The organism is Glutamicibacter sp., assembly GCF_035257265.1.
GTDB lineage: Bacteria > Actinomycetota > Actinomycetes > Actinomycetales > Micrococcaceae > Glutamicibacter.
The window spans coordinates 94694-120526 of the sequence record NZ_DATEXC010000067.1; the positions used below are offsets into that span (position 1 = coordinate 94694).

Below are 25833 nucleotides of genomic sequence, written 5' to 3' on the forward strand. Positions count from 1 at the left end.
TGGCGTCAATGCCGATTAGGTTCGTGGCTCAGGGACGAGTTTGGTGTCATCGAGCTCACGCGTGCATTCTATACCCCAAGGGGGTATTATTACTACATGGACTCTCAGACAAAGACTGCCGAACCAGTGGCGCCGCATGGCTACACTCCGGAAAAAGATGCCTTGCGCAAACGCCTCAACCGGATCGAGGGGCAGGTTCGCGGGGTTGCCCGCATGGTGGATGAAGACAAATACTGTATCGACATCCTCACGCAGATCTCGGCAATTAACGCCGCCCTGCACAAGGTCAGCCTGCAGCTGGTCGAGGACCATATCGGCCACTGCGTGGTGGGCGCCGCCGAAGAGTCACTGAGCACCGGGGACCCTAGCATTGTTCAGGACAAGATCTCCGAAGCTACGGCTGCAATTTCCCGGCTTCTGCGCTAGCCGACAGAACTGCCAATCCACCCGATAAGAATAGAGAGCAAAATATGAGCCACGCTTGCAATTGCGGCTGTTCCGATAATTCAAACTCTTCAAGCCAAGGCCTGCAGATAATCCCTCGCCCGGATAGCGCGCCGACCACCTCCCAAACTGAGTTGAAAATCTCGGGGATGACCTGTGGGCACTGCGTCTCATCGGTATCCAAGGAACTGAAGGAAATCGCGAACGTGCAAGACGTTGAGATCATCCTGGACGCGAAAGGCATCTCCACGGCCCTGCTGAAAACCTCGGGCACCATCGAAGAAGAAGCGCTTCGAGCAGCAGTGGAAGAAGCTGGTTACACTCTCGAATCGGTCAGCAACTAGCTCTCTCCCCCTAAGGGCTAGCGGCCGCCGCGATTCAAACTTGTCGCAGCCTAGTCCATGATGGAGTATCAAAAAGACCGCAAGTTGCAGATCAGCGACTTCTGCTGGCCTCACGGTCGGAACTTCCACGAAAGTAGGACAACAGGTGAACGAGCAACGCGTATTCAAGGCAGTCGTAGGCAAGCAGGCCGGATGGTGGAACATTTGGGTTCCCGAACTGGACCATGTCACTTCCACACGCAAGTCCCGCAAGATTGCTGGGTACACTCGTAGCTTGATCGCAGCGGTTCTCGGAATCCCAGAATCGTCATTCCGCGTGGAACGCGAATCAGTTTCCGCCGAAGAATTTGAACGCCGCTACACGGAGGCCGTACTAGCCACCGACAAGCAGGAAAAGAAGTAACTCACGCACTTGAGCGATTGCCCTGCATCTCTAGCCAATGAGCACCTGACGCACAGTCGCTAAACAGCCACGGTGATTAGAGTCGTAATTACCTTCCTCAAAGGTGCGAGTGATGTTCCAAGGCCCAGTTCACAATGAACTGGGCCTTGGGTTTTAATTACCAGATTTTTCGGATTTATCCGGGTGTTCCATGAATTTGCTTCATACTTCGGCCCGAGGTTCATGTCCAGTTACTAGACGTAGAGAACGCCGAAACGTGCACGCTCCGCAGAGTTCCTGTGAGCCATAACTCGAATTCTAAATAATACGAAACGTTACGGGCCGCCGAAAAGATCAAGCTATCTCCCAGCTCTGCACATTTAAACCTAGGCGTCAGCACTGCTTTCAAGCCCCAAGAGCGTTCTTCAGATTTTTAATTGTCATGCCAACTAGTGCTTTATATAACAACCCCGAGTCGTAGATCAGTTCTCCGCAAGATCTTTCGTTCCAGCGCGACGGCGAAATTACCCGGCGCATCCACCGCAAACCCGCAACAAAGAATTCCTTTGGCTTGCTTCACAAACCAAAACATGGGCATACTGTGACAGCTATCACAAGTTACTTGCCGTTGACGCGTGGCGGGAGAGATCCGCCCCAGCCAAGGGCGGGCGCCGTAGGAGCAATTCCTCCCCAGGAAACTCTCAGGCCCCCGTACCGCCACGATAAGGCAAATCTGGAAAGTAGTATGGGCTTGTCCATACTCACCGACGGAGCAAACCTTGCACCCAATGACGGGTCAAGGTGAAAACTCTCAGGTCTTCAAACAGATTGGGGAGGAACAAAGAACAGTGCCGCATTGTCTGCACCCGATTCGAGAGTTCCCCCAATGGTCAACCTTCTTCGCGCTCAGCCTGGGCCACAGCTCCTCGAGCTGCGTCCCGCGCATCATGGCGCGCAGAATCTTGTCCTGGAGAACGAGCATTCGGTTGCAGACGTAGATCTGCCGCAACGTGGGCTATCCCCCGGGACTAGCCCATGGCACCTCTTCGAAGCACCTCACCACTCCTGGAAGGCAGCAGAATGAGCACCACCAGCTCTTCGCCCAAGCTCGAACGCGGGCTCTCAAACCGTCATATTCAGCTCATTGCAATTGGCGGGGCCATTGGCACCGGTCTATTCATGGGCTCCGGAAAGACCATCTCGGTCGCTGGCCCCTCGGTCATTTTTGTTTACATGATCATCGGCTTCATGCTGTTCTTCGTCATGCGTGCCATGGGAGAACTACTGCTGTCGAACCTGAACTACAAAACCTTCGCCGACTTCGCCGGTGATCTGCTGGGGCCATGGGCTGCGTTCTTTACCGGCTGGACCTACTGGTTCTGCTGGGTGGTCACAGGTATTGCCGACGTGGTGGCCATTGCCCACTACGTTGCCTACTGGTGGGGCAACCTTCCACTCTGGATTCCCGCACTGGCTTGTATCGCCCTGCTGCTGGTGCTGAACCTGGCTACCGTGAAGGCCTTCGGCGAAACCGAATTCTGGTTCTCCATGATCAAGATCGTCGCAATTGGAGCGCTGATCGTGGTGGGCCTGGTTATGATCATCACCCAGTTCCAGTCCAACGGCGCTACCGCTTCCTTTAGCAATCTCTGGACCGACGGCGGCATGTTCCCCACTGGCTTCATGGGCTTCGTAGCTGGTTTCCAGATTGCAGTATTCGCATTCGTGGGAATTGAGCTCGTAGGTACTACCGCGGCAGAAACCAGGGACCCAGAAAAGACCCTTCCTAAAGCGATCAACTCGATTCCGATTCGAATCTTGTTCTTCTACGTAGGTGCTTTGATCATCCTCATGGCCGTGCAGCCGTGGCGTCTGTTCTCAGCAGGGGAATCACCATTCGTTGGCATGTTCGTGCTCGCCGGATTGGCTGGCGCGGCAGGCATTATCAACTTTGTGGTCCTGACCTCGGCAACTTCCAGTGCTAACTCGGGGATCTACTCGACCTCACGCATGCTCCGCGGGCTGTCCATGGAGGGTGACGCTCCGAAGGCCTTCCAGAACCTCTCGGGACGCAAGGTTCCACGCAATGCGCTGATGTTCTCCTGCATGTTCCTCCTCGCCGGCGTGGTTCTGCTCTACAGCGGCGATTCGGTAATTGCGGCCTTCACGTTGGTGACTACGGTCTCCGCACTATGCTTCATGTTCGTCTGGTCGATTATCCTGATCAGCTACCTGGTGTACCGCAAGCGTCGTCCACACCTGCACGCAGCGAGCAAGTTCAAGATGCCAGGCGGAGCGTTCATGCCCTACGTGGTGCTCGCGTTCTTCGGCTTCATCCTGTGGGCATTGACTACCCAGTCAGATACCCTGCAAGCACTGCTGATCACTCCATTGTGGTTTGTTGGCCTGGCGATTGGCTACAGCGTTATCCGCCGTAACCCGAAGCATGCACAGCTTCGTGCACTTCACGTGAAAAAGGTCGCTGCCGAGCACGAAGAGGCCGGCGCCTTCCGCATTCACGGTCCCCGCTCGGAAGACACCATAGATTCTGAAACCCACTCGGTGTAACTAACTGAGGCTGGCACCGCATCCCCTCGTGGGGTGCGGTGCTTTTTCATTTGTCCTCAGCTACCGGGCACCAGGGTAGCGCTGCTCAGTGAGCGCTGCGCGGCGATTGACCAACAGGCCGATAAGGATACTTTGCAAGGCACCAAGCGCCGCGCCCAGAACTGTCATGGACAACCTGTCGATTAACAAGCTGGACACCGGTTCGGCACTGCCCAGATGCACCATCAACAAGGCGGTCACGGTCATGAAGATCATGCCGACCGCGTAGTGCCGCAAGATCACCATTTCTATGCAGAACTGGCTGGCGACGGCCACCAGCAAGATCAGCCAGATCGGTGGATCAAACATCACGATGGCTCCGGTGAGCAACACCCCCACGCAGGTACCCACACACCGTTGAATAGCACGCGAAACCCGAGCATAGGTGTTCATTCCGATCACCGCAGCGATGGCGCCCAGACTCGCCCAGTACCAGTGATTACCGCCAAAGGTATAGGCCACGGATCCGGCGATAAATACGGCGACCGCCATCTGCGTAGATTCCGCATAGGCGCGCGGGTTTGGATTTCAGGAAAAGCCCTTGCCCAAGGTGTGCAGCAGCTTGGCGCGACGCAGCGAAAGCCCCAGCATGAACAGCACGCTGAAAATCACCGTTCCCACGCCAACCACCAGCACGCCGACAAAATTATCGGCGGTTGCGGGAACGCTAATGCAGGCGCCCCCGGCAAAGACTGCAAAGACCGGTCCTGGTGGCAGCCAGCGGACGGCGCAGGAAACGAAATTCGCGCCGAAGGCAATAGCCGCCAGCACCAGTATGCGCACCACAAACGGTGACTCGATCATGGAGAAGAAGGTACCCAGCGCCATCGCGGCAATTTGCACGAGGCCACTGCTGAGCTGCTGCCAAAAACGCACCGCATCGGTATCGTAGCGGCCAAAGACCGAGCAGAACGCGCCAAACGCGGCGTACATGGCCCAGTCCAGTCGGCCGGTAACGGCTAGCAGGGCCAGTGGCACTGCCACGCAGAAGGCGGCCTTTGTGGCTGGGACCAATGAGGGCATTGCCGGGCCCACGGTAATGCTGTGTTCCCACACTGCTTTGAGGTGTTGCTTCACTGAGCAGAGTCATCTTCTTGAGCAACGACTAGCTGCAGGAGTTCACGCAGCTGCTCGCGCTGTGCGGCATTGAGAACTCCAAAGAGTTCCATCTCGCTGTCCCGCGCAGCAGCCATTGCCTTGGCTGTGAATTTTTCACCGGCTTCGGTCAAGGTGATGATGTTACGCCGCCGGTCGCCGGGATCAACGCTGCGCTCCACAATGCCATGCTGCGCCAGTTCGTCAAGGTAGGCCACCAAGTGGCCACGGTTCAGGTCGGTGCGCAGCGAAAGATCGTTTTGAGACATCGGTGCGAACTCTTGCAAGGCGGACACGATCATGAAGTGATTGCGGGTCAACGCTTCTGATTCCATCATCGCGGTGAGTTTGAGCGTGCCCAAGCGTCCTACACGGGAGGCAAGGTAGCTCAGCGAGCCCCATTGGAATTTCGGGATCTGTTGCTCGTTCATCCTATCAAGATATCATTTCTCAATGAAACGATTTCTATAGGAGCGCATTTACTGTTCAAGATCACAGTCAACAGCGGAAAATGTCCGCCTACCCTCATCTTCGCTCGTCCGCATGGCCGCGAGCTACGCGCAGGAGCACTTTCCCGCGATTGGGCCTTTGCGACTGACCTAATGGTCTGATGTCCTTGAATACCTGCGATAGTTGCCGATCGCGATTACCAGGGAAGCGATGAGTAATACTCCGGCGATTGCCCAACCGGCTACCGTAAATTCCCTGAGCTGAGGCACCCGCGGCAGATTGATCGCTGCTGCCGCAAGAAAGAGACACACCACAACTGCACTCTTCCTAGCGCTGGACACCCTGCTCTGTTTGACCATCAGTGCGCTCCTCCCGTGAAAGCTAGTTCGTACCGCTTGAACATCCTCCACCGCAACAGCACCGAATGCCGCACAGCTGTAAAAATCATCATCGCGGCCATGTGCGCACCAGCCTCAGAAGTTAGTTCCACACGGCCCCACCGAATGACCTTAGCGCCGGATTCGTGCCGAACGAAGCTCGTCGATACGCACCAGCACCACACCGAGCACAATCAATAGCCCACCAAATAATTGAACGGGTCCTGGCAGTTCGGAAAGCAGCAGCCAAGCCCAGAGGACCGCAAAGAGCACCTCGGTCAGCGAAATAAATGACGCCACTTTAGAGCCGAGAGCACGTGCGGCCATCACCCCGGTGGTGTATGAAAATACCGTAGCGATCAGGATGAGCCCCAGCAACGCTACCCACCAGGGAACCTGCACCCCTGCGAAGGAACCCGTACCAAACTCAGCATGCATGGGAAGGATTCCAAACAGCCCAACAAGTCCCAAGGAGACCGCGCCAACCAGCATGCCTCCGGCCGAAAGAATAATTGGTGGCAACGCACCATCCACACGCGCGCTAACGAAGAAGTAAACGGTCAAGCCCACCGCGGCACCAAGCCCCCACAAGATCCCAATGGGATCCAATTTCGAGGTTCCGCTCAGATCCAAGACCGCGACCAACCCGGCCAAAGCCAGCAGCGTTCCACCGATAGTCGCCACCGAGGGGCGTTTTTTGTGGCGCATCCAAAGCACCGCAACAATCAGCACCGGTGCCAGGTATTCCAGCAGTAATGCGACTCCCACATCCAGGCGTTCAACTGCCAAAAAATAGCACAGCTGGCAGGCTCCCACACCGAAGAATCCGAACAGCAATATTGACGCCCAGTTGGTGCGCAGCAGCACCCAGCGGCCACGCATGGCAAGCAGGGCCGGGATCGCGAGGATCAGCGCGGCCCCGGCCATCCGGACAGCGACAGCTGCTGCAGGGGTCCATCCGGCTTCGAACAGTCCTTTAGCGAAGGAGCCCGAAAGTCCAAAAGCTGCCGAAGATGCCAGGGCAATCCAAACGCCGGCCAGCTGCCCGTGAGGTACCGATGCACTGATGCGTTCGGCTACGGGAGCCACTGGCTCAGGATGATTCGACATGGGTGGTTAAACCTTCGCTACGAATACTCCATACGCGACATGCAGCAACGAAATATGCAGGTGGTTCAGGAGCAAAGAATTGTATGATCATGACAATACGGATACGTTTGAACTCGCGTCAATCCACGACCTTCACGGGAACTATTTATGACTTTTGCGCCAGATATTGAAGCCTCACTGCGCACTATTGTGAACTTGCTGAACACCGAAGTTTCGTTTGCTGACATGCTCTCGACGGTGCCTGATTTAGATCATTTCCTGCAGACCGAAAAATTCAACGGTCCGCATGCACGAGACCAGTCTGAGTTGCGTTCCATCCGCCAGCTGCGCTCGCAGCTCAAGGGCATTTGGACCACGGATGAAGATGACGCTGTGTATAAGGTCAATCAGATTCTGCGCAACGTTAACGCGCAACCGCAGTTGATCAAAAACGATAAATGGGGATACCACCTGCACGCCACCACAAACCGTGCCCCGCTCTATGACCGTATGGCAGTGGACGCGGCAATGGCTTTAGCGGAAGTCATCCGTTCCGGAGGACGCGAACGGTTGCGGATCTGTGCGTCCACTGATTGCGGAGCGGCCCTGCTTGACCTGTCACGGAACCGTTCAAAGCTTTACTGCGATACCGGAAACTGCGCTAACCGGGAACATGTCCGTGCCTACCGTGCACGAAAAGCTACTCCGAGATACTAGCTAGTCGCATTTTGGCTCTTTTCGCCCCTATGATGAGGTGACAACAGCAGTTCTAAACGTTGAAGTTGAAAGGCCAGATCATGACCGGTGAAGCACACGCATCCGACGAATATGAAGCACGCCTCGAAGCCAGCGAGGATTCACCGCTAAAGGCGGCCGGCCGGTGGACCGCAGCAATCTTCTCCGCCACTCTGGGAGACGCCGAATTTGAGGCTCGCGGCGCCGAAGTCGTGGTGCATTCACGCACCGACGACACGGTGTTGCTCCGTATGGAGACCTCAAATCTTGAAGAAGCCGAAAGGCTCATCGTGCAGATCCGTAAGGATCTGGACGAGTTGAGCACCGTCGACTTCGTCGATGAATGGGGCCAGGGAAACACCCAGAGCGGGCGTCACACTAAATAAAGCTAATCTAGCTTCTAACGCGCTACCAGCACACCATCCGCGTCGGCGTACACCATTACTCCGGGGCGGATGGTCACTGCATCAATTTCGATATCAAGATCACTGAAGCCGCCACCGCGCTTCACGGTTTTACGTGGGTTGCTACCCAAGGCTTTGACGCCTAGATCCATGGTGGCCATTTCAACACGGTCGCGCACCGCACCGTTGATGATGACCCCGGCCCACCCGTTATCCACTGCAGCTTGGGCAATCATGTCCCCCATCAGTGCAAAACGCAGCGACCCGCCACCATCAACCACTAATACCTGTCCCTCGCCGGGGGTGTTCAACGTAGATTTGATCAACACGTTATCTTCAAAGCATTTGATGGTTTTGGCCGGGCCGAAGAAGCTTTCCCGGGCACCGAAGTTCTGGAACTGCAGTGAAATCGACTGCAGTTTGTCCTCGAATTCATCGTATAAATCCGCGGTGCTGATCGGTTCTTGCTGCATGGATGCTCCTAGACGGTGAGTGATCAAAACTGGTTCAACTCACAGCCTAACTTGCAGCCGGATTATTTCGTGTTTAGTGTCTCGCGGTATGTTTCTTTGGCCAGCGCACCGAGCCGTGAATGCTTGCGTCCGTAGCCCAAATACACGATGAACCCGACAGCCATCCAGATGCCGAAGACCAGCCAGGTGTTTGAACCGAGGTTGAACATCAGGAACAAGCAGGCGGCGATACCAAGCAGCGGGGTGAGCGGGTAGAAGGGCACCTTGAAGGTACGTGGCGCATCAGGCTGGGTGCGGCGCAAGAAGATCACGGCGGCTCCAACCAGTGCGAAGGCGAACAAGGTGCCGATGCTTGTCGCTTCGGCCAGCTCGCCCAGCGGAATCAGTGAGGCAGTAATCGCTACTGCGCTACCCACGATGAGGGTGCCGACCACCGGGGTGTGAGTTTTCGGGGAAACCTTAGCGAACGCTTTGGGCACCAACCCGTCACGGCCCATGGTCATCAGGATTCTTGTCTGTCCGTACAAAGTGGTCAGCACGACCGAGACAATGGCAATCACCGAGGCTAGGGCAAAAATCAGCACCAGCCACGGCTGGCCGGTGACCTCGGAAACGATCATCACCAGCGCGGCTTGCGCACTTTCAAACCACCGCCAGTTACGTGCACCTATCGCCGCCACCGCTACCAGTACATACACGGTGGTCACCAAAACCATGGAGATGATGATGGAGCGAGGCATATCGCGTTGTGGATTCTTTGCTTCTTCACCGGCCGTAGAAGCTGCGTCAAAGCCGATGAAGGAGAAGAACACCATGGAGGCTGCCGCGCTGACTCCGGCTGCGCCCATTGGCAGCAATGGTGCGAAGTTTCCGGCGTCAAAGGCCGTGAAAGCAACGATGGAGAAGAACACGAGAATCGCGATTTTCACCATGACCATCACGGTATTAGCAATGGCCGATTCGCGAGCGCCACGGGCCAACAGCAAAGTAGCCGCGACGACTGTCAGCAGCGCAGGCAAGTTGATCACGCCGCCATCTACCGGGCCACTGGCCAAGGATGCGGGCAGATCCAATCCAAAGATTTCCAAGGTTTGATTCACATATTGGCCAGCACCTACGGCCACCGCGGCGGCGGATACCGCGTATTCAAGAATGAGACACCAACCGCAGATCCATGCCACGCCTTCACCCATGGTGGCGTAGGAATAAGAGTAGCTAGACCCGGATACCGGGACCATGCCCGCCATTTCCGCGTAGGAGACCGCGGAGAGCAAAGCAGTGACACCTGCTAGTACGAAGGCAATCCAGATGGCTGGTCCGGCGACCGGAACGGCGTCGCCTAAGATCACCAGAATGCCGGTGCCGAGCGTAGCGCCAACAGAGATCATGGTCAGTTGGAGTACACCAAAACTGCGTTTGAGCTGACCGAAACCAGCGTTATTTGCCGATTCTGCGGTCATCGACTGGATTGATTTGCGTCGAATCAACTGCTCACCCAAGGAGGTGCGGGTGCTATTGGGCGTTCGGTTCGCGTTGTTCACGTGTCAATCCTTGAATATTGCGTATTATCCGGTGCGGCATGCTGACCGCCGGCTAACGACAACGCGCTGGGTCCACCGTGATGGCAGACCCAGCGCGTGAGCGAAACTAATTTAGTCTTTGAACTTCTTATTTGGATTTGCTGAGGAACGGTTTACACCGGTTCCTTTGCCAAGTTCCGAATCGTTTTCTTTACCGGCCATGGTGAGCACCGAAATGATCAGCAAGCTGACGACAAAGGCTACGCCGAAGCAGACTAGTCCGATATCTAGGCGGATCGGGTTTTGAGAGCCTCCGGTAGAGGAGATCGTACCGACCACCCCAGCGACAAGACCCAGCAACAGCGAGAAGCTCAGTGGGCCCTTAATCGACTGGCTCCACGGTTGCTTCTTCTGCGAGTTGTTTCCCACCAGGAACTCCATTTCTACTTGTCCTGTTGACCTGTTAAGTTTTAGTTGTTTTCGATTTCGGCCGGAGCCGCCGCTTTAGCGTCGTGGCGATGACCGAAGGCGGCGATGAGTTCAAAGACCGCAAAGATGATGGTGCCTCCACCAATCAGACCGAACATTCCGTGGGCATCAAGGCCGGTGCCGAAGAGCAATGCGATGGCAAGTACCACCGACACCGCGGCGGTGATCAGCTGGTTACGGAATGGCGGGAACTGTGCGCGCAGCTTTGCGAAGACATAGAACTCCACTACACCGGTGACGAAGAATGCGAAGGCAGCCAGGTAGGCAACCCACATGGGGGTCGTGGCGAATAACGCCGCAATACCTGCCAGCAGCATCAGCCCGGCGCCTAGCGCGTAGGCAGCTCGGGACTTTTCCGGGGCACTCGGTACGGTGACGTACTGCCACATGAATGCGCCGGTCACCACCAACAACGCACCTGTCGCGTAGGACAGTACGCTTTGATCCGCCTGGATCCAGAAAATCGAGATGAGCGAGTAGACCAAGGCGCCGAGTCCGCGAAGAAATACGGGACGGAAGACGTCTTGAGCTTGGGCTGGGGTGGTTTTTGGTGCTGGCACACCCCCATTCTACCGGCGATAGAACAAAGAGTCAGCCGAGTCAAAGCTATGTCACATTTACCGACGCGCCCGCAGGTTATTTACGCCGGCGAATCAATGACTCGTTGAGCTCGCCAATCGATGCGGCACCCATCAGCTGCATCGCCACTTCAACCTCCTTGGCCAGCAGTTCGATAGCCCTGCTGACGCCTGCCTGGCCTCCGGACATGAGCCCGTAGAGGTAGGCGCGGCCAATAAGCACAAAGTCCGCTCCGGCACAGAGCGCTGCGACGATATCCGAACCGGACATGATGCCCGAGTCCATGATAATTTCCATGTCCTCGCCGACCTCGGCACGAACCTCGCTCAGTGCCTCGAAGGCGATCGGCGCGCGGTCCAGCTGGCGTCCGCCGTGGTTGGAAACCACCAGCCCGTCTGCTCCGGCGGCTTTGGCCTTCGCGGCGTCTTCAACGGTGAGGATGCCCTTGACGAACAGTTTGCCTTTCCACAGTTCACGGATCCACTTCAGATCATCAAAGTCCAGGGACGGATCAAACATGGAGTTGATGATGGTGGGAAGATCTGCCGAGGTATTGGATAGTGAGGCGAATTTGAGCGAATCCGTGGTCAAGAAGTTAAACCACCATTCGGGACGGTAGGAGGCGTCAAGTACCGTCTTCAGTGTCAGCTCCGGCGGAATTCTCATGCCGTTGCGGGTGTCGCGATGACGTTGTCCGGCGACCGAGGTATCCACGGTCACCAGTAAGGTGTCAAACCCGGCGGCGGCCGCACGGTTCACCAGCCCGGCGGATTTCTCGCGGTCTTTCCAGAGGTAGAGTTGGAACCATTTGCGTGCATCCGGGGCGGCCTGCGCAACCTCTTCAATAGAGCGAGTACCCATGGTGGAGAGGCTGAAAGGAATCCCTGCTTGTTCGGCGGCCCGCGACCCACCAATTTCACCTTCGGAGTGCATGAAGCGGGTAAACCCGGTCGGTGCGATACCAAAGGGCAAGGCCGATGGTGCTCCAGCGATCTGCGTGGACAGATCCGCTTGCGCGGTGCCATGCAGAATCCGCGGCAGCAGTTCCACGTTGTCGAAGACCTGGCGGGCACGGGTAGCGGTGATTTCGCGGCCTGCGGCGCCATCCACATAGTCGAAAGCTGCGGTGGGGGTACGGCGCTTAGCAATGGAGCGCAAGTCCCAGATATCTGCCGCCTTGCTCAGCCGTGCGGAGCGGCGGTCTGCGGCGGGCAGTTTGAACTTCATCAGGTTGACTAGTTCGCTAATATCGGGAAATTGACGCTTGAGGTTGCTCAAAATACATCCTTTGAATCTCGGTGTGTGGCAGAAGTTTTTAGTAGCGGATGCTGTTTTTAGCTCGGATGCCAAGGTAGATGGCGACCGCGGAGCTCAGACAACACAGGGCCAGGAAACTCGCAGGGAGACTGACAGAACCGTTGCCTAGTTCCAAAAGTGCCGCGGCAATCAGCGGCGAGAGTCCAGCAACAATGGCGCCGTTTAGTTCTCTGGCGATAGCGATCCCGCTAAACCGCACGTTGACGGGGAATAGTTCGGTCAGGAACGCACCCTGCGCTCCGGAGGTGCAGGGAATGACTAGGCCATAGCCCAGCGCGATGGCTAAGAATCCGTAGATGAATTGATCTGTGGAAAGCATCAGGAAGATGGGAAAAGCTAGGAGTAAACCGGCTATGTTTCCAGCTGCCAAGATGCGGGCGGAACCAACTTTATCGGCTAGCCAACCGCCCACCGGAGTGAGCAGCACCGAAACCAGCGAACCCAAGGTCACCGCCAGCAACGCCTGGCTTCGGGCCATGCCGGAACCAACCATCAGGCTGATGGAGAAGACGGCAAGAATGTAGTTGGTGGCGTTGTGCCCGGTGATGGCGAAGAAGCCGAGCACCACTCGGCGCCAATGGGATTCGAAGACTTCGCGCAGTGGGAGCTTCTGAGCGCCCGTGCGTTGCCGCGCCTGGTTCATGGCTTGCGCGTACTCGGGGGTCTCTTCGAGCTTGTTACGGATGTACAGGGCGACCAAGAAAAGGAGTGCGGAGATCAGGAACGGCAGTCGCCATGCCCATCCGAGCAGGGCCTCGTCACCGAGCAGGGATACGCCGAAGAAGCAGATCGTTGCCAGCGCAATGCCAAGTGGAGGGGTGGAAAGAATGAGTGAGGTGTACAGACCGCGCTTTTTCGGTTCCACGTATTCCGCCACCAGAGTCATCGCCCCGGTGAGTTCTGCACCGGCACCAAATCCCTGGACGAGTCGCAGGAACACCAGAAGTCCAATGGACCAGGCGCCCCAAGTTTGCGCGGTGGGCAGTAAACCGATGCCCACGGTGGCGATACCCATCAGGATTACCGAGAGCAGCATGGCCGGGCGACGGCCAAATTTATCTCCCAGATGGCCAATGACCGCGCCGCCTACCGGACGGGCAACAAAGCCGACCGCAAAGGTTGCGAAGGCGGCAATGGAGGCCGCGGAGCTTCCGGCCGAAGAGAAGAATAGTGGCCCAATCACCACGCTTGCCGCGGCTCCGTAGAGAGCGTAGTCATACCATTCGATGGCGGTTCCCACGAGGGATGCGGAGATGGCGCGGCGGCGTTGCAGTCGGAGCGGGTCGCGGTCCGTCGTATTGAGTTGATTCATTGGCGTTAACTCCTCCGCTCTGCAGCGAAATGTCGGATCTGGTCGTGGCAAAGCAACGTAAGATACCTGAAATATATTTCACACAAGACTAGAGTGTTCTTTGATTCCAAGGGAACTCTTACGCCGAAAGTTACGCGCCGGTTTGAGAATGGACGCAAAGAAACGAGGAGAAATGGCTAGCTCACTTTCCGAGCGCCTCACGACGGAACTGCGTGAGCGGATTACCACCGGACTGCTGTCCCCGGGCACCTTGGTGATTGAACCGGCGCTGGCCGAGGAATTTCAGGTGTCAAAAACTCCTGTGCGGGAATCGCTACGTCAGCTCACCAGCGAGGGATTACTGCAGCTGTTACCCAAGAAGGGCTATCTGGTGCGGGCCATCAGCGTGGCGGATATCCATGAAGTATTGGAGTTGCGCATTTTGCTGGAGCCACGCGCCGCACATCATGTCGCCCGATTCCATTCGGCGCAAACTCTGACGATATTGCGCGGCCACCTGGCCGAGCAAGAGCAACTCGCCGAAGCCGACCCCATTGCCTCCATGCTCGCCGCACGCCGTTTTCACGAAGCTCTTTGCGCGGCCAACCGCAATACGCGGATCACCGGCACGCTCACCAGATGTTTCGCCGAGACTGCGAGAGGTCATTTTATACTGCCTTCAATGCAGACCTACATGTCCCAATCCACGGAACTCGCAGAGCATCAAGCCATCTTGGCGGCCATTGCTGCAGCAGATGCCCAAGGCGCAGAACTAGCGATGCGCACCCATTTGCAGTCCATTCACCGAGCCATGCTCGGAGGTCAGGAAGATCGAGATGAGCTGTGGGGCTAGCTGCCGCAGCTACCTCATTGCCCCAGACGCATCCACGTATTCCCGCGTGCCCGCACTCCGAGAGTGAGCGCCCTAGCCAGCATGTAACCGACAGCGAAGGCCACCCAGATCCACAAAATTGCGGCCTGCGGATCTGTGGCGAAGTGCTGAACAGCCCACAGCATAGGTAGATACAGAACTAGGTTGATTACGCCAGCGATCCCTAGGTATTTCGCGTCCCCTGCACCAATAAGCACCCCGTCAAGGACAAACACCAAACCGCACAACGGCTGCGACAGCGCCAAGATCCAAAGTCCAATGGTGGTCAACTGGTGGATCTCGGTATTTGGAGTAAACAGCATCGGGAACACCCACGAGGTGGCGAACAGCAACACCCCAGTTAAGATGCCGAAGTAGATTCCCCATCGACTCATCAGACCGGTCAGCTGGCGCACCTTCGAAGCGTCTCCCGACCCAAGTTCCTTGCCTATCAGGGCCTGGGCCGCGATAGCTAACGCGTCCAGGGCGAAGGCAAGGAAGGAGAAGATGGTGAAGACCAGCTGGTGCGCGGCCAATGTCATCTCTCCCGCATTGGTCGCTACCACCACCGTGAGCAGCAGGGCAGCGCGCATGGTCAGGTTGCGAAGCATCAGCCACGACCCAACCTGGCCGGTGGAAATGAATCCAACCCAGCTCGGGCGTAGCTGGATCTTGGAGGCACGGATACGCGGAATCAGCATCCACAGATATACCAGCGCCATCATCCACTGCGCGATCGAGGTCCCGAGGGCCGCGCCGGCCACCGACATCTGCAGCCCATATACCAGCGCGAAGTTCAGCACGATGTTCAGGCCGAACCCTGCTGTGGCGACAGCCAATGGAGTCTTGGTGTCCTGCATTCCACGCAGTACTCCCGTGGCAGCGAGGACCAGCAGCATCGCGGTGAGCCCTGGCATGGAATACAAAATATAGTCAACGGCGAATTCGAGGGTTTGCCCCTCACCACCCAATAGGCGCACTAGCGGCCTCGCGAACATGAAACCGGCCAGTGACAAAATCACACCTAAGGCCACCGCAAACCACATGCCGTCACGGCCTGCAGCCATTGCCTTCGACAGTTGTCCAGCACCGATAGCACGGGCCACCGCAGGGGTAGTCGCGTAAGCCAGAAAAATCATCAGACCCACGGCAGTATGAAGCACCGTGGTTCCCAATGCAGCACCTGCAAGTTCGGCAACACCCAAGTGTCCGACAATGGCGGAGTCGGCCATCAGGAAAAGCGGTTCGGCAATTAACGCGCCCAGGGCTGGAATAGCCAGCACAAGAATCTGCTTGGCCAACACTGGGGAAGACGTTTGGGATTTATCTGAATTCACGAGTCCTACTCTACGAACAGTTGCCTACTAACAGCGATTTCTACCCTAAGTTGAAAGTTCACTGCTTGTTAACCGTCTGCTGAGCATGGGCTGCGAATCTAGATATACCCGAGATGAAATACTTCGGCTATGACATCTTCGCGCGCCTCAGCGCTTCGTGAACGCCCTGCGGGTTCTTCGGTACCTGAAGTTTTTATGGCCTTCCTTAAAATGGGTCTCACGGCTTTTGGCGGTCCCACCGCGCATCTGGGTTTCTTCCGCGAAGAGTTTGTCGTCAAAAGAAAGTGGCTGAGCGAAAGCGCTTATGCGGATCTGGTGGCTCTCTGCCAGTTCCTGCCCGGCCCCGCTTCCAGCCAGGTGGGCATGGCCTTGGGGTTGCAACGTGCTGGAACGCTGGGTTTGATCGCTGCCTGGGCTGCTTTTACCCTGCCCTCCGCAGTACTGCTGATGTTCTTCGCCATCGCTGCAAACAGCTTGGATTCGCTGATCGGTAACGGGTGGATTATTGGTTTGAAGGCCGCCACCGTGGCGGTGGTGGCCCATGCAGTATTGGGCATGGCCAAAACGCTGGCTCCCGACGCACCACGGGCCACACTAGCTGTCTCGGCTATGGCGTTGGTGCTCCTCTTCCCGTCTCCGGTCATCCAAGTTGCGGTGATCTTAGGAGCTGGCCTCATCGGGCTGCTCTGGTTGCGTGGTCAAGCACCGCAGCCAGAGCAAGCTGAGTTTAGCCTTGCTCGGCATTCCCAGCGCAGTGCCTTGATCTACCTGGCTATTTTTCTCTTACTTCTCTTCGGCCTCCCGGTAGCAGCAGCGATTTTTGATGACGGGGCGCTGAGCTTGTTTGAAATCTTTTACAGCACCGGCTCCCTTGTCTTTGGCGGTGGGCACGTGGTCTTGCCGATGCTCGAAGCGCAGACGGTCAGTACCGGACTCGTTGATCATGATGCTTTTCTGGCTGGCTACGCGGCGGCGCAAGCGGTTCCCGGACCGTTATTCACATTCGCCGCCTACCTAGGGATGGTCTTTCAAGCCGGGCCTTCCGGACTTCTCGGCGCAGCGATTGCGCTGGTGGCTATCTTCCTTCCTTCAGCCCTGCTTATTGCTGCGGCTCTCCCGTTCTGGCAGCGATTGCGGCATTCAAACGTTGCGCGGCGGGTGCTGATGGGAGTTAATGCTGCGGTGGTGGGGCTTTTGGCGGCAGCGCTTTATTCCCCCGTGTTTGTGCAGGGCGCCTCGATTATTCCCACCCTGGTGCTGGCGGCCTTGGGATTTGTTGCTTTGCACTCGTGGAAACTGGCACCATGGCTACTTGTGGTTGCTAGTGCCCTCATCGGGTGGATGCTCTTCTAACCCTGTGCAGGCAGGGCAGATCAAGTTAGGCTGGGACACCCCTGCGCCTTAACTTTTGGAAGTAGAAGTATGCAACTGATCGATTGGCAGTGTTCCGCCTGTGCCGTGGAATTTGAACCCTCGGCTGAAACACCAGATTTCTGTCCCATCTGTGTTGATGAACGTCAGTTTGTTCCGGGCGGCCTGCAACGCTGGACTCATCGCACCGAATTGCTGGAAGCCGGTCACCGCGTAGAATTCCGTGAGCTTGAGCCGGGCCTGACCTCGTTGACTGCTCCAAACATTGGAATCGGTCAAAGTGCCTTGCTGGTGCAAACTGAGGCGGGAAATCTGCTCTTTGAAGTTCCGGGAATACTGGATCAGCACGCCTTCGAGGTTATCGGTAAAAAGGGCGGAGTGCAGGGGATTGCGGCAAGTCATCCACATATGTACGGAGTGCAGTCTGCCTACAGCAGCGCGTTCGGCGACGCTCCCATCTATGTCGCAGCCGCAGATCAAAATTGGGTCCAACGCAGCAGTCCAAATGTGAAAATTTGGTCAGAACCCTTTGAACCAATTGACGGAATCCGACTTGAACAGATTGGCGGGCACTTCCCCGGAAGTACCGTAGCGCTGTGGGAAGCTGGAGCCGACGCACAGGGAGTCCTTCTCGCCGGGGATGGTGTCTTTCCGGTCGCAGATGGAAACGTCACCTTCTTGCGCAGCTACCCCAACCGGATTCCCTTATCGGGGCCGGTAGTGCAGCGAATTGCCACGCAGTTAGCGTCCCTGCGCTTCGAGCGTCTCTATAATAATTTCGCCACCGTGGTGCCCGAGCGTGCGGGTGAGATCGTAGCGTTCTCCGCCGCACGCTACGCGGCTTGGGCCAGCGGCAATAACGATTCATTGACCTGAACTACATCAATAGACTAACCAGCGGCGTAGCAATCAGAATCGTCAAAGCTACGCGAATAAACCAGATAGCGACCATATCGCGAAGACGCAACGGGATACTGGTGGCCAGCAAACAAGGCACCAGTGCAGAGAAGAAAATAATCGCCGAGACACAGATAATGGCGATGATCATGCGCAACTCAATTGATTCATGACCGGCGGCCAGCGTTGCAGGTAGGAACATTTCGGCAATGCCAGTGGCCGAAGCCTACTCCGATGTCATGGCGTACCTGTTTTCGCTCTTGCGGGGGAAGCGTCTGGCTTCCTCGGTCAAGATCTAATAAGACCCAAAACTTGCGCCGACATGTGACCCGGACCTCTCGAATTGTCCGAAATTTCAGACTTTGAAGAAATAGCGGTGGCATAGACACAAAGTGGCCTAAGGCCACCCCGCGGGGTGGCCTTAGGCCTCTGGAAACGTGCAAAGGATTAGCGCTGACGCGCTCTAACCCGCGCAATAACCTCTTCTTCGGCATCCGGTCCCGGTTTGATACCGCCGGGAACCTTGACGAAGAACACCGCTCCGAGAATCCACCAAGCAGCGAAAATCAGCCACGGTTCCCAGCTCAATGAGGCAGGCATGCCAGGCATGTACAGCAAGAACAGGGCAGCTGTCAGAATGACCGAGGCATACCCGATAACTTCACCACCACGGCCTTTGCCGGCCACGCGTAGCGGACGGTCCATCGCCGGTTCGCGGCGTCGCAGAATCAGGAAGGTCACCGATACCAAGAAGTAGGCAATGATGATGCTCGGTGCGCCCGAGTCAACCAGCCATCCCAGCATTTCAGCGCCGAAGAACGGCGCAAGGACCGAAATGCCACCGATAAAGTACAACGCGTTAGCTGGAGTCTGATATTTCGGGTGCAGTTTCCCAAACCAGGCCGGAAGCATCCCACCGCGGGCCATCGAGAACACCAAGCGTGAAGCGCCCAAGAGCAGGGAATTCCAGGAGGTCAAGATGCCAGCCAGACCACCGGCAATGAGGATCTTTGCCATCACCTCAGAGTTGAATAGCGCGCCAAAGGCATCTGCGGTGGCGATATCAGCGTTCGCCAACTGATCAGCAGGCATGGCCGAGGCTGTAGTCAAAACCACCATCACATACCAAAGAGTTGCCAGCACCACGGAGATGACTACTAGCTTGCCAATCTGCTTCGGCGGGATCTTCACTTCTTCGGCAGACTGCGGGATCACGTCAAAGCCGATAAACAAGAATGGAACCGCCACCAGTACGGCAAAAAATCCGCCCATTCCCGGAGTGAAGAATGGTTCCATATTCTGCGCGGAACCGCTTGTCACCGACCCGAAGATCATCAACAGGCCCACCAGAAGCAAGAAGAGCACGGTGAAAGTTTGCACCACACCGGCTTGCTTCACCCCGCGCACGTTAATCCAGGTCACCAGGACTCCTGCGGCCACACCCACTAATGCCCAGGTGAGATTTACCTCGAAGCCCGCTACTGTCCAGAGCGGAATCTTGCTCATGCCCGGAAAGATGTACTCAACGGTGCGTGGGAAGGCTACCGCTTCGAAGGCAACGATGGTGACGTAACCACCGATAATTGCCCACGAACCGATAAACGAAGGGCGGGCGCCGAGTGCGCGGAGAATGAAATTATGTTCGCCACCTGCTTTCGGCATGGCAGCGGTGAGCTCAGCGTAGGTCAAACCCACGATGGCCATAATCGCGCCACCGGCGAGCATGGCGCAGACCGCGCCCATGGTGCCAGCGTTATCCAGCCAACCTCCGGTGAGCACTACCCACCCGAAGCCGATCATGGCGCCAAAGCCCAAGGCTAAAGCGTCCCAGTTACCTAAAGTCTTGGCCAAGGTTGTTGGCGCTGCCGTGGAATCGGCAAGATCTTTACTCATGTTGTACTTCCGTGTTGATGGATCGAAAATAAGTCCATCAGCTATTGTCCGGCCTGTCACAGGGGTGCATTTCGCAGCTCACATCGACGGCGTAACACTCACAGGCAAACGGTAGTTGACGTTCGATGAGCGGTAATTTTATTGACGTGGATTACTTCTTTTGCTTCAAAAAGAAAGCAAAGATGACGGCGATTAGTTGGAGCAGCACGACACATAAGACCACGGTGGACCACCCAAAATGCATAAACGGTATACCAATGAGCCAGCCAAGCAGCGAAGATCCTACATAGTAGAAGAGATTGTAAAGGCTCGCGGCTTGAGCACGAGTGGTCGGTGCAAGTAAGGGCACCCAACCGCTGGCCACCGCATGAGCTGCGAAAAATCCTGCGGTGAAGATGATCATTCCTAAAATGATCATCATCAAGCTTGCCGACAAGGTCAGCAATAGCCCGGCCATGCTCACCGAGATGCTCAGCAGCAACGTTCCACGCCGGCCCAATTTCGCGACAAGCCGCCCGCTGGCCACCGCGGACCAGGTGCCTGAGAGGTAGGCGATGAATACCAAGGAGGCTAACGAGGCTGGCACCAGAAATGGTGGGGCTTCGAGACGAAATGCGAGGTAGTTATATACCGCGACAAATCCTCCCATCAGCAAGAACCCCTGCAGATAAAGCAATGGCATCCGCCCGCGCAGGGCGCGTTTAAACTTGCCGAGAATGGGACGTAGTCCGCGTTGCTGTGCCGGGATGAATCCTTGCGCCGCCGGAGCCTTAAGCAGGAAAAATAACGTGGCCCCAGCCGCCATCAGGCTGACCGATGCAACACCCCAACGCCACCCAGCAGGTTCACCAACCCAGCTAGCCACCAGACGCCCGGCCAGCCCGCCGAGGGTGGTTCCCGAGATGTAGGTGCCACTGGCCAGGGCTACTGCGCGTGGGGTCAGCTCATCAGCAAGATAAGCCAGGGCGCTACCCGGGACTCCGGCCAGTGCAATCCCTTCTAGAAAGCGCACAGCGATCAACGGTTCAAAGCCAGTCATCATGGAGCTGGTTAACCCGAGCACCACCGAGGAAATGAGCGCGATCGCGATCACTCTGCGCCGGCCTATCCGGTCCGAAATGATAGCCCAAGGAGTGACGGCGAGCGCCAGACCCAGCGTCGCGGCAGAAACCGTCAATGCGGCTTGAGATGAACTGATATTCAGGTCTTGAGCGATGCTCGGCAAGAGTCCCTGAACCGAATACAGCTGAGAGAAGGTGGCCACACCACCGGCAAACAACGCCAGCAGCATGCCGCGGTAAGGAACTGAGTGTGGCTCGTGCCCGGTAAAACTCAAGCCTAGACCCCGGTGGGAAGTAGCGGATACACCAGGTAAAGCATCAATAGCGCCATGGCGTTATTGATGAAGTGCAAGAGGTAGGCGTAGGCCAGAGACTTACCCGAAAGGATATAAGCCAAGGACATCAGAACGCCCAGCATTAGATAAGGCAGGATCTGGGTGATCGACGCAATTCCACCACCGTTGAGGAAATGGATTGACGCGAACACAATAGTGGAGATCACGGCACAAACCCAGATATTGAGTTTGCGTGACAGCTTGCCAATGAGCAGATGACGAAAGAGATATTCCTCGACAAAAGGCCCAAAGACCGCAGTCACTACAAACATCATCGGCAGTGGAACTGCGGTGGTCATGCCCTGCAGCGCTTCTTGGTTTGCGCTGACCTGCGGCCCGCCAAAGAGCGTGGTGACAATGGCGGAGAAGAAGATAGTCAGCAACCAGCCGCCGGGCAGCATCAACCATTTGGCCCACGGGTAGTACTTCATGGTTTTGAAGGACTCGAAGAAATGAGCCCCGCACTGCACCATCGCTACGATGAAGAAGGTGGTGTACAGAATCAGGTTAATCCCGAACAAAGCCTGTTCTTGCGTATCGAAGGCACTGAAATACCCGGGAATCAACCCGATCAGCGACGCCCCACCCAACACGAAAAAGAGAATGTAGGCAACTACAGTCCACCAGTCACCACGGGACATCGCCCCAGGGTCAAAGACCCGTTGTTTGCGGCGCGGCAGGAAATACTGCTGAGAGTAAGGCGGGGGTTGCTGCATATTCCTACCCTATCGAGTCAGCCGACCAATCTTGTATCCACCGCCTGTGAAAGCCATTAGTGGCTTATGGAAAATCAGTCTTTGGTACTGCAATTAACGTTCTCTGCCCACCGCATCTTTGCGGTGGGCAGAGAACTTCAGTCAAGGATTTACTACACGAGCGGGGCAGACATCGGTTTGGCGAAGAGCTTCGAATAGCTCAGACCCGCAATCGCTGCACCGAGCAACGGTGCGAGGATGAACAGCCAGACCTGACCCAGCGCTTCGGGACCTGCAAACCACGCAACGCCCAAGGAACGAGCCGGGTTCACCGATGTATTGGTCACCGGAATAGCAACCAAGTGAATCAACGTCAGTGAAAGCCCGATGGACAGTCCTGCAAAACCTATGGGAGCACGGTCATCGGTAGATCCCAGAATCACAAACAGGAAGATCGCAGTCAGCACTACCTCAACAATCAGCGCCGAGAGCAACGAATAGCCATCAGGAGAACGATCCCCATAGCCGTTAGAGGCAAAACCTGATTCAACCGCATTAAATCCGGATTTTCCTGAGGCGATGGCGAAGAGCACCAATCCGGCAACGGATGCGGCGACGACCTGAGTGATCATGTAGGCGGGAACAGCTTTCCATTCCACGCGCTTGGCAAGTGCGGCGCCGAAGGTGACCGCGGGGTTGAAGTGTCCACCGGAAATATGACCAACCGTGTAGACCATGACCAGTACCGTCAGACCGAAGGCGAGGGCCACCCCGAGGAAACCGATACCCATGTTGACGGTATCGCCGTCGAGTACTTGTGCAGCGAAGATAGCCGAACCGCAACCGCCGAAGACAAGGACGAAGGTACCGAGGAACTCTGCGGCCAAACGTGAGCCCATAGTGGGTGATGGAGATTGTGACATGCTTTCCCTTTCCTAGAAACAAGGACCAAAAGGTAGGCACAGTCTATGCTCAGAAATGTTCAAATTGTTGGAATTTAAAAATGAATATCAAATCCTCTTCGATTTCCACTCCATGTAAATGCGATTTTTTACCTGGGTAAAATCAAGCACCTGAGAAAACGGACCTCATATTTCCGTTTATTTTTAGGGATCATAGGGTAATCCTTGCTGTGCATGTTGTCCCGGTATAAGTTGGATTACCACCCAATCCGTACCGGCGAAAGTACCTCATGTCTTTTCAGGCTTATCTTGACACCATCGAAAGCAAAACAGGCCTCACCCCGCGCCAGCTACTGGCCAAAGCAACCGAAAGTGGCTTTGGCCCCGCTACAAAAGCCACACCAATCATTGAATGGCTCAAAGCCGAGTATGGTTTGGGCCGTGGTCACGCCATGGCCATGGTTCACGTCATCACTAAAGGCCCGCAGATTAGCGACAAGCATGTTGGCAGCGACGGAACCCATGCCGATGCGAGCAACGAGTTGTGGCTCGACGGAAAAGCAACAAATCCCAACGCTGGCTAGCTCGGCGGCTTTCACCAAGTTGCAGTAAAGAGACTATTTTGCGGCGGCGAAGAACGGATCTTTACCTAGCTGTTTTCCAAGCTCTGGCGCCAAGGAGCGCGCAAAGTCATGGGACAGGTGCGACTGGTCGTAGTAGGTGATCAGCGATCCCAGAACTGCGAAGCACCGGTCTGCCGAGCAGATGCTATTGGTTAGATCCGCGTGAACGATACCTTTCGGAGCGCTCTTGCTTTCCAGTGCCTTGTGCAAATTATGCCGGATAGAGAGCCCCTTCTCCCGGGTCACCGAGCAGGCCTGAGGATCTTCTGGGTTTGTAGCTACACAGGTCGGCACATTCTTGTTACCTAGCCGTGGAACTTCTTGGAGAACTGCAACTTTCTTGCCGCTCTCAGTCCATGACTTCCATAGGGCGGTGAACCCTTCGGTTTTTGGATCTGTGAACTCATAGCCGGCAGAGGAGACCCACTGGCGTTTGTTTCCCTGTGCTGCCACGATCACTGCGTCTAAGCCTTTGTCGTTTGCAAGCTTCGGCCCCAGCGCACGAATCGATTCGGTGCATAGCCTTTCGGCCTGACCACTGAGCTGCTCGGCCTGTTTGAGGGCGGCCAGTGAAGGAGAACATCCCGAACGAATATGAGTTTCCAACTGCCAATGACGCTGCTTAGCCAGAACCTCCAGAGCTGGAAGCCACGCGGTCGCGTGCGAATCCCCCACCACCGCAATTCGCAGCATTGGATTCTCGGTGTCTCCCAGCAGACAGGTTTTATCGCCAACCTCTAAGGTGTCAGTTTCGCATCCCGGGAACAAGGGCGCCCGGACCTGTTGAGAAACCGCAACGGCTGAAGGATACGGGGCGAAATTCGATTCCACCGGTTGGCAGTTTTCCGGATCAAGCAGTGTGCGGGCACCATAACAAGGATCCTCTTGGCTCATCCGTGGCAGGTTGGCGCTTTGCGCCGAGGCAGCCGTACCAGCCCAACTCACGCCGGCAATGATGAGCATCCCTAGCAGTGCAAAAATGAATGAGTTCTTCACAGGTTTAAGCAGAGTTCCAAAACGCAGGGGGTTTTCAATCAAGAGCTGACAGAGCCATGCCAGCAGCAGAGTTAACGCGAAAATTCCGGCCTCGTGGTACCACTTAGGTTCGGTGTTCAGCGCAAAGGGTGCCACGATAATCAACGGCCAGTGCCAGAGATAAGCTCCGTAGCTGATGTCCCCCAGCCAACGTGCCGGCGGAATTGAAAGCCAGGTGCCGTGTGAAAACCAGCGACCGTATCCGCCGGTGATGCTCCCTGCGGCCAGGACTGCTGCGGTTCCCAAAGTTGGCACCAAGGCCATGGTTCCGGGAAAGCGCGTCAGCGTAGGAATCATGACCGCACCGATGAGCAAGGTAGCCAGTCCAGCCCAACCTAGCAGCGTCCCGGCCCAACCGCGGATACCGCGGTTGATACATCGCAGCGCTACTAAACCACCCACGGCAAATTGCCACGCTCGCGCCGCAGTATCAAAGTAGGCACCGGCCGGATTCGCGGCGGTGATCCACAGACCATAGATGAAGCTGAGTACCGCAACCAGAGCGATGGTTATCAGCATGATGCGGTGCACCGAAACCGCACTGGTGCGTATTGTGCCGGGACTTGTCTTAGTCTTCCGAAAAACTTTGGGGATTAGCCATGCGCCTGCCAGAAGCAATAATGGCCAGAAGAGATAAAACTGCTCTTCCACCGAGAGTGACCAATAGTGTTGAACGGCGGTGGCCATCTGGCCTGCAGCTGCGTAATCCGTAGCGTCCGAGACCAACGCCCAGTTCTCCACGTAGAGTCCGGCGGCGGCAAGATGTTTAAACATCGTGCCGTGCTCTGTCGCGGGAATCCACACGTACACCAGCACAGCGGTCGCGAGAAGCACCGTGAATGCCAAAGGCAAGAGCCTTCGAACGCGCCGTGCCCAGAAGTTGAGGAGTACTATTTTGCCGGTGCCGTGCAGTTCACGATAAAGGTGCGCGGTGATGAGATAGCCGGATATGACAAAGAAGATATCGACGCCGATAAATCCACCGCTGAGTGCACCAGGACGTAGGTGATGAATGATGACAAGAAGTACCGCGATGGCGCGCAGGCCCTGAAGTTCCGGTCGAAATCCCATGGATGAACCGCTGGACTGGATCGCCGAATCCGTTGAATCTTTGGTTTTGTTCGTTGGTTTCTGCGCGCGGGCAAGTACATTCACTCGCCTAACGTTAGTTGACTACCCCCTGATTGCCCTTGATTGATCACCTATGAATGCCAATT

28 protein-coding genes and 2 riboswitches are annotated in these 25833 nt (G+C 56.3%); of the genes, 11 read left to right on the top strand and 17 right to left on the bottom strand.

What is annotated here, in order from left to right; all coding sequences use genetic code 11:
- Positions 1–96: 96 nt before the first annotated feature.
- The 5 genes from VJ369_RS17800 to cycA all read left to right on the top strand — a co-directional run bounded on the left by VJ369_RS17800 (position 97) and on the right by cycA (position 3738).
- Positions 97–426, top strand: coding sequence for a metal-sensitive transcriptional regulator (locus VJ369_RS17800; protein WP_324093334.1), 330 nt, complete (start codon positions 97–99; stop codon positions 424–426).
- 152 nt (positions 427–578) lie between these two features.
- Positions 579–788 carry a heavy-metal-associated domain-containing protein gene (locus VJ369_RS17805; RefSeq protein ID WP_324093385.1) on the top strand — a complete coding sequence of 70 codons (210 nt, stop codon included), beginning with the start codon at positions 579–581 and terminating at the stop codon, positions 786–788.
- Between the two features lie 145 nt (positions 789–933).
- The gene (locus VJ369_RS17810) at positions 934–1191 is read left to right on the top strand and encodes a hypothetical protein (protein WP_324093335.1); all 258 of its coding nucleotides are present in this window, start codon (positions 934–936) and stop codon (positions 1189–1191) included.
- Positions 1192–1799: 608 nt separating this feature from the next.
- Positions 1800–1897, top strand: a riboswitch (glycine riboswitch).
- Positions 1898–2007: riboswitch (glycine riboswitch) on the top strand. It begins immediately after the preceding riboswitch.
- Between the two features lie 49 nt (positions 2008–2056).
- Positions 2057–2254: a hypothetical protein gene (locus VJ369_RS17815; protein ID WP_324093336.1), complete on the top strand. Its 198-nt coding sequence runs from the start codon at positions 2057–2059 to the stop codon at positions 2252–2254.
- Positions 2251–3738: a D-serine/D-alanine/glycine transporter gene (cycA, locus tag VJ369_RS17820; RefSeq protein WP_324093337.1), complete on the top strand. Its 1488-nt coding sequence runs from the start codon at positions 2251–2253 to the stop codon at positions 3736–3738. Before VJ369_RS17815 ends, cycA begins: the two co-directional genes overlap by 4 nt.
- Before the next feature lie 60 nt (positions 3739–3798).
- Here cycA and VJ369_RS17825 read toward each other — a convergent pair whose 3' ends face one another.
- The 4 genes from VJ369_RS17825 to VJ369_RS17840 form a co-directional block, all read right to left on the bottom strand.
- Positions 3799–4269: an FUSC family protein gene (locus VJ369_RS17825; RefSeq protein WP_324093338.1), complete on the bottom strand. Its 471-nt coding sequence runs from the start codon at positions 4267–4269 to the stop codon at positions 3799–3801.
- Positions 4270–4305: 36 nt separating this feature from the next.
- Positions 4306–4854 carry a hypothetical protein gene (locus VJ369_RS17830; protein ID WP_324093339.1) on the bottom strand — a complete coding sequence of 183 codons (549 nt, stop codon included), beginning with the start codon at positions 4852–4854 and terminating at the stop codon, positions 4306–4308.
- Entirely contained in the window at positions 4851–5303 is a 453-nt protein-coding gene (locus tag VJ369_RS17835; RefSeq protein ID WP_324093340.1) for a MarR family winged helix-turn-helix transcriptional regulator, read from the bottom strand. Before VJ369_RS17835 ends, VJ369_RS17830 begins: the two co-directional genes overlap by 4 nt.
- Before the next feature lie 528 nt (positions 5304–5831).
- Positions 5832–6809, bottom strand: coding sequence for an EamA family transporter (locus VJ369_RS17840; RefSeq protein ID WP_324093341.1), 978 nt, complete (start codon positions 6807–6809; stop codon positions 5832–5834).
- A 147-nt stretch (positions 6810–6956) separates the two neighbouring features.
- On the opposite strand from VJ369_RS17840, the gene VJ369_RS17845 reads away from it, so the two are divergent.
- Positions 6957–7505: a CGNR zinc finger domain-containing protein gene (locus VJ369_RS17845; protein ID WP_324093342.1), complete on the top strand. Its 549-nt coding sequence runs from the start codon at positions 6957–6959 to the stop codon at positions 7503–7505.
- Positions 7506–7585: 80 nt separating this feature from the next.
- The gene (locus tag VJ369_RS17850; RefSeq protein ID WP_324093343.1) at positions 7586–7909 is read left to right on the top strand and encodes a hypothetical protein; all 324 of its coding nucleotides are present in this window, start codon (positions 7586–7588) and stop codon (positions 7907–7909) included.
- A 14-nt stretch (positions 7910–7923) separates the two neighbouring features.
- Here VJ369_RS17850 and rraA read toward each other — a convergent pair whose 3' ends face one another.
- The 6 genes from rraA to VJ369_RS17880 form a co-directional block, all read right to left on the bottom strand.
- On the bottom strand, positions 7924–8400 hold the full coding sequence (gene rraA / locus VJ369_RS17855) for a ribonuclease E activity regulator RraA (RefSeq protein ID WP_324093344.1): 477 nt from the start codon (positions 8398–8400) through the stop codon (positions 7924–7926).
- Between the two features lie 62 nt (positions 8401–8462).
- The gene (locus VJ369_RS17860) at positions 8463–9860 is read right to left on the bottom strand and encodes an amino acid permease (protein ID WP_324093386.1); all 1398 of its coding nucleotides are present in this window, start codon (positions 9858–9860) and stop codon (positions 8463–8465) included.
- 192 nt (positions 9861–10052) lie between these two features.
- Positions 10053–10349, bottom strand: coding sequence for a hypothetical protein (locus VJ369_RS17865; RefSeq protein WP_229676954.1), 297 nt, complete (start codon positions 10347–10349; stop codon positions 10053–10055).
- 41 nt (positions 10350–10390) lie between these two features.
- Positions 10391–10969 carry a DUF308 domain-containing protein gene (locus VJ369_RS17870; protein WP_324093345.1) on the bottom strand — a complete coding sequence of 193 codons (579 nt, stop codon included), beginning with the start codon at positions 10967–10969 and terminating at the stop codon, positions 10391–10393.
- A 76-nt stretch (positions 10970–11045) separates the two neighbouring features.
- Complete coding sequence (locus VJ369_RS17875; RefSeq protein WP_414652677.1) at positions 11046–12266, bottom strand: alpha-hydroxy acid oxidase; 1221 nt, start codon at positions 12264–12266, stop codon at positions 11046–11048.
- A gap of 37 nt (positions 12267–12303) precedes the next feature.
- A complete protein-coding gene (locus VJ369_RS17880) occupies positions 12304–13617 on the bottom strand; it encodes an MFS transporter (RefSeq protein WP_324093346.1) in 1314 nt (437 codons plus the stop codon).
- A gap of 172 nt (positions 13618–13789) precedes the next feature.
- Between VJ369_RS17880 and VJ369_RS17885 the strand changes: the two genes are divergently transcribed.
- The gene (locus VJ369_RS17885; protein ID WP_324093347.1) at positions 13790–14449 is read left to right on the top strand and encodes a GntR family transcriptional regulator; all 660 of its coding nucleotides are present in this window, start codon (positions 13790–13792) and stop codon (positions 14447–14449) included.
- Positions 14450–14463: 14 nt separating this feature from the next.
- On the opposite strand, the gene VJ369_RS17890 is transcribed toward VJ369_RS17885, so the two are convergent.
- Complete coding sequence (locus tag VJ369_RS17890) at positions 14464–15804, bottom strand: MATE family efflux transporter (protein WP_324093348.1); 1341 nt, start codon at positions 15802–15804, stop codon at positions 14464–14466.
- Positions 15805–15933: 129 nt separating this feature from the next.
- Here VJ369_RS17890 and chrA point away from each other — a divergent pair, with 129 nt between their 5' ends.
- Both chrA and VJ369_RS17900 read left to right on the top strand, forming a co-directional pair.
- Complete coding sequence (gene chrA / locus VJ369_RS17895) at positions 15934–17157, top strand: chromate efflux transporter (RefSeq protein ID WP_324093349.1); 1224 nt, start codon at positions 15934–15936, stop codon at positions 17155–17157.
- A gap of 69 nt (positions 17158–17226) precedes the next feature.
- Positions 17227–18051 carry a hydrolase gene (locus VJ369_RS17900; protein ID WP_324093350.1) on the top strand — a complete coding sequence of 275 codons (825 nt, stop codon included), beginning with the start codon at positions 17227–17229 and terminating at the stop codon, positions 18049–18051.
- A 1-nt stretch (position 18052) separates the two neighbouring features.
- Here the strand turns inward: VJ369_RS17900 and VJ369_RS17905 are convergent, their stop codons facing one another.
- The 5 genes from VJ369_RS17905 to aqpZ all read right to left on the bottom strand — a co-directional run bounded on the left by VJ369_RS17905 (position 18053) and on the right by aqpZ (position 22979).
- Positions 18053–18274: a hypothetical protein gene (locus VJ369_RS17905; protein WP_324093351.1), complete on the bottom strand. Its 222-nt coding sequence runs from the start codon at positions 18272–18274 to the stop codon at positions 18053–18055.
- A 245-nt stretch (positions 18275–18519) separates the two neighbouring features.
- The gene (locus VJ369_RS17910) at positions 18520–19965 is read right to left on the bottom strand and encodes an APC family permease (RefSeq protein ID WP_324093352.1); all 1446 of its coding nucleotides are present in this window, start codon (positions 19963–19965) and stop codon (positions 18520–18522) included.
- A 151-nt stretch (positions 19966–20116) separates the two neighbouring features.
- The gene (locus VJ369_RS17915) at positions 20117–21301 is read right to left on the bottom strand and encodes an MFS transporter (protein WP_324093353.1); all 1185 of its coding nucleotides are present in this window, start codon (positions 21299–21301) and stop codon (positions 20117–20119) included.
- A 2-nt stretch (positions 21302–21303) separates the two neighbouring features.
- Positions 21304–22077 (bottom strand): type II CAAX endopeptidase family protein, encoded by a 774-nt coding sequence (locus VJ369_RS17920; protein WP_324093354.1) that lies wholly within the window; start codon positions 22075–22077, stop codon positions 21304–21306.
- A 152-nt stretch (positions 22078–22229) separates the two neighbouring features.
- Positions 22230–22979: an aquaporin Z gene (aqpZ, locus tag VJ369_RS17925; RefSeq protein WP_324093355.1), complete on the bottom strand. Its 750-nt coding sequence runs from the start codon at positions 22977–22979 to the stop codon at positions 22230–22232.
- 269 nt (positions 22980–23248) lie between these two features.
- Between aqpZ and VJ369_RS17930 the strand changes: the two genes are divergently transcribed.
- A complete protein-coding gene (locus tag VJ369_RS17930) occupies positions 23249–23542 on the top strand; it encodes a DUF4287 domain-containing protein (RefSeq protein ID WP_324093356.1) in 294 nt (97 codons plus the stop codon).
- A 33-nt stretch (positions 23543–23575) separates the two neighbouring features.
- Here VJ369_RS17930 and VJ369_RS17935 read toward each other — a convergent pair whose 3' ends face one another.
- On the bottom strand, positions 23576–25771 hold the full coding sequence (locus tag VJ369_RS17935; protein WP_324093357.1) for an acyltransferase family protein: 2196 nt from the start codon (positions 25769–25771) through the stop codon (positions 23576–23578).
- Positions 25772–25833 lie beyond the last annotated feature (62 nt).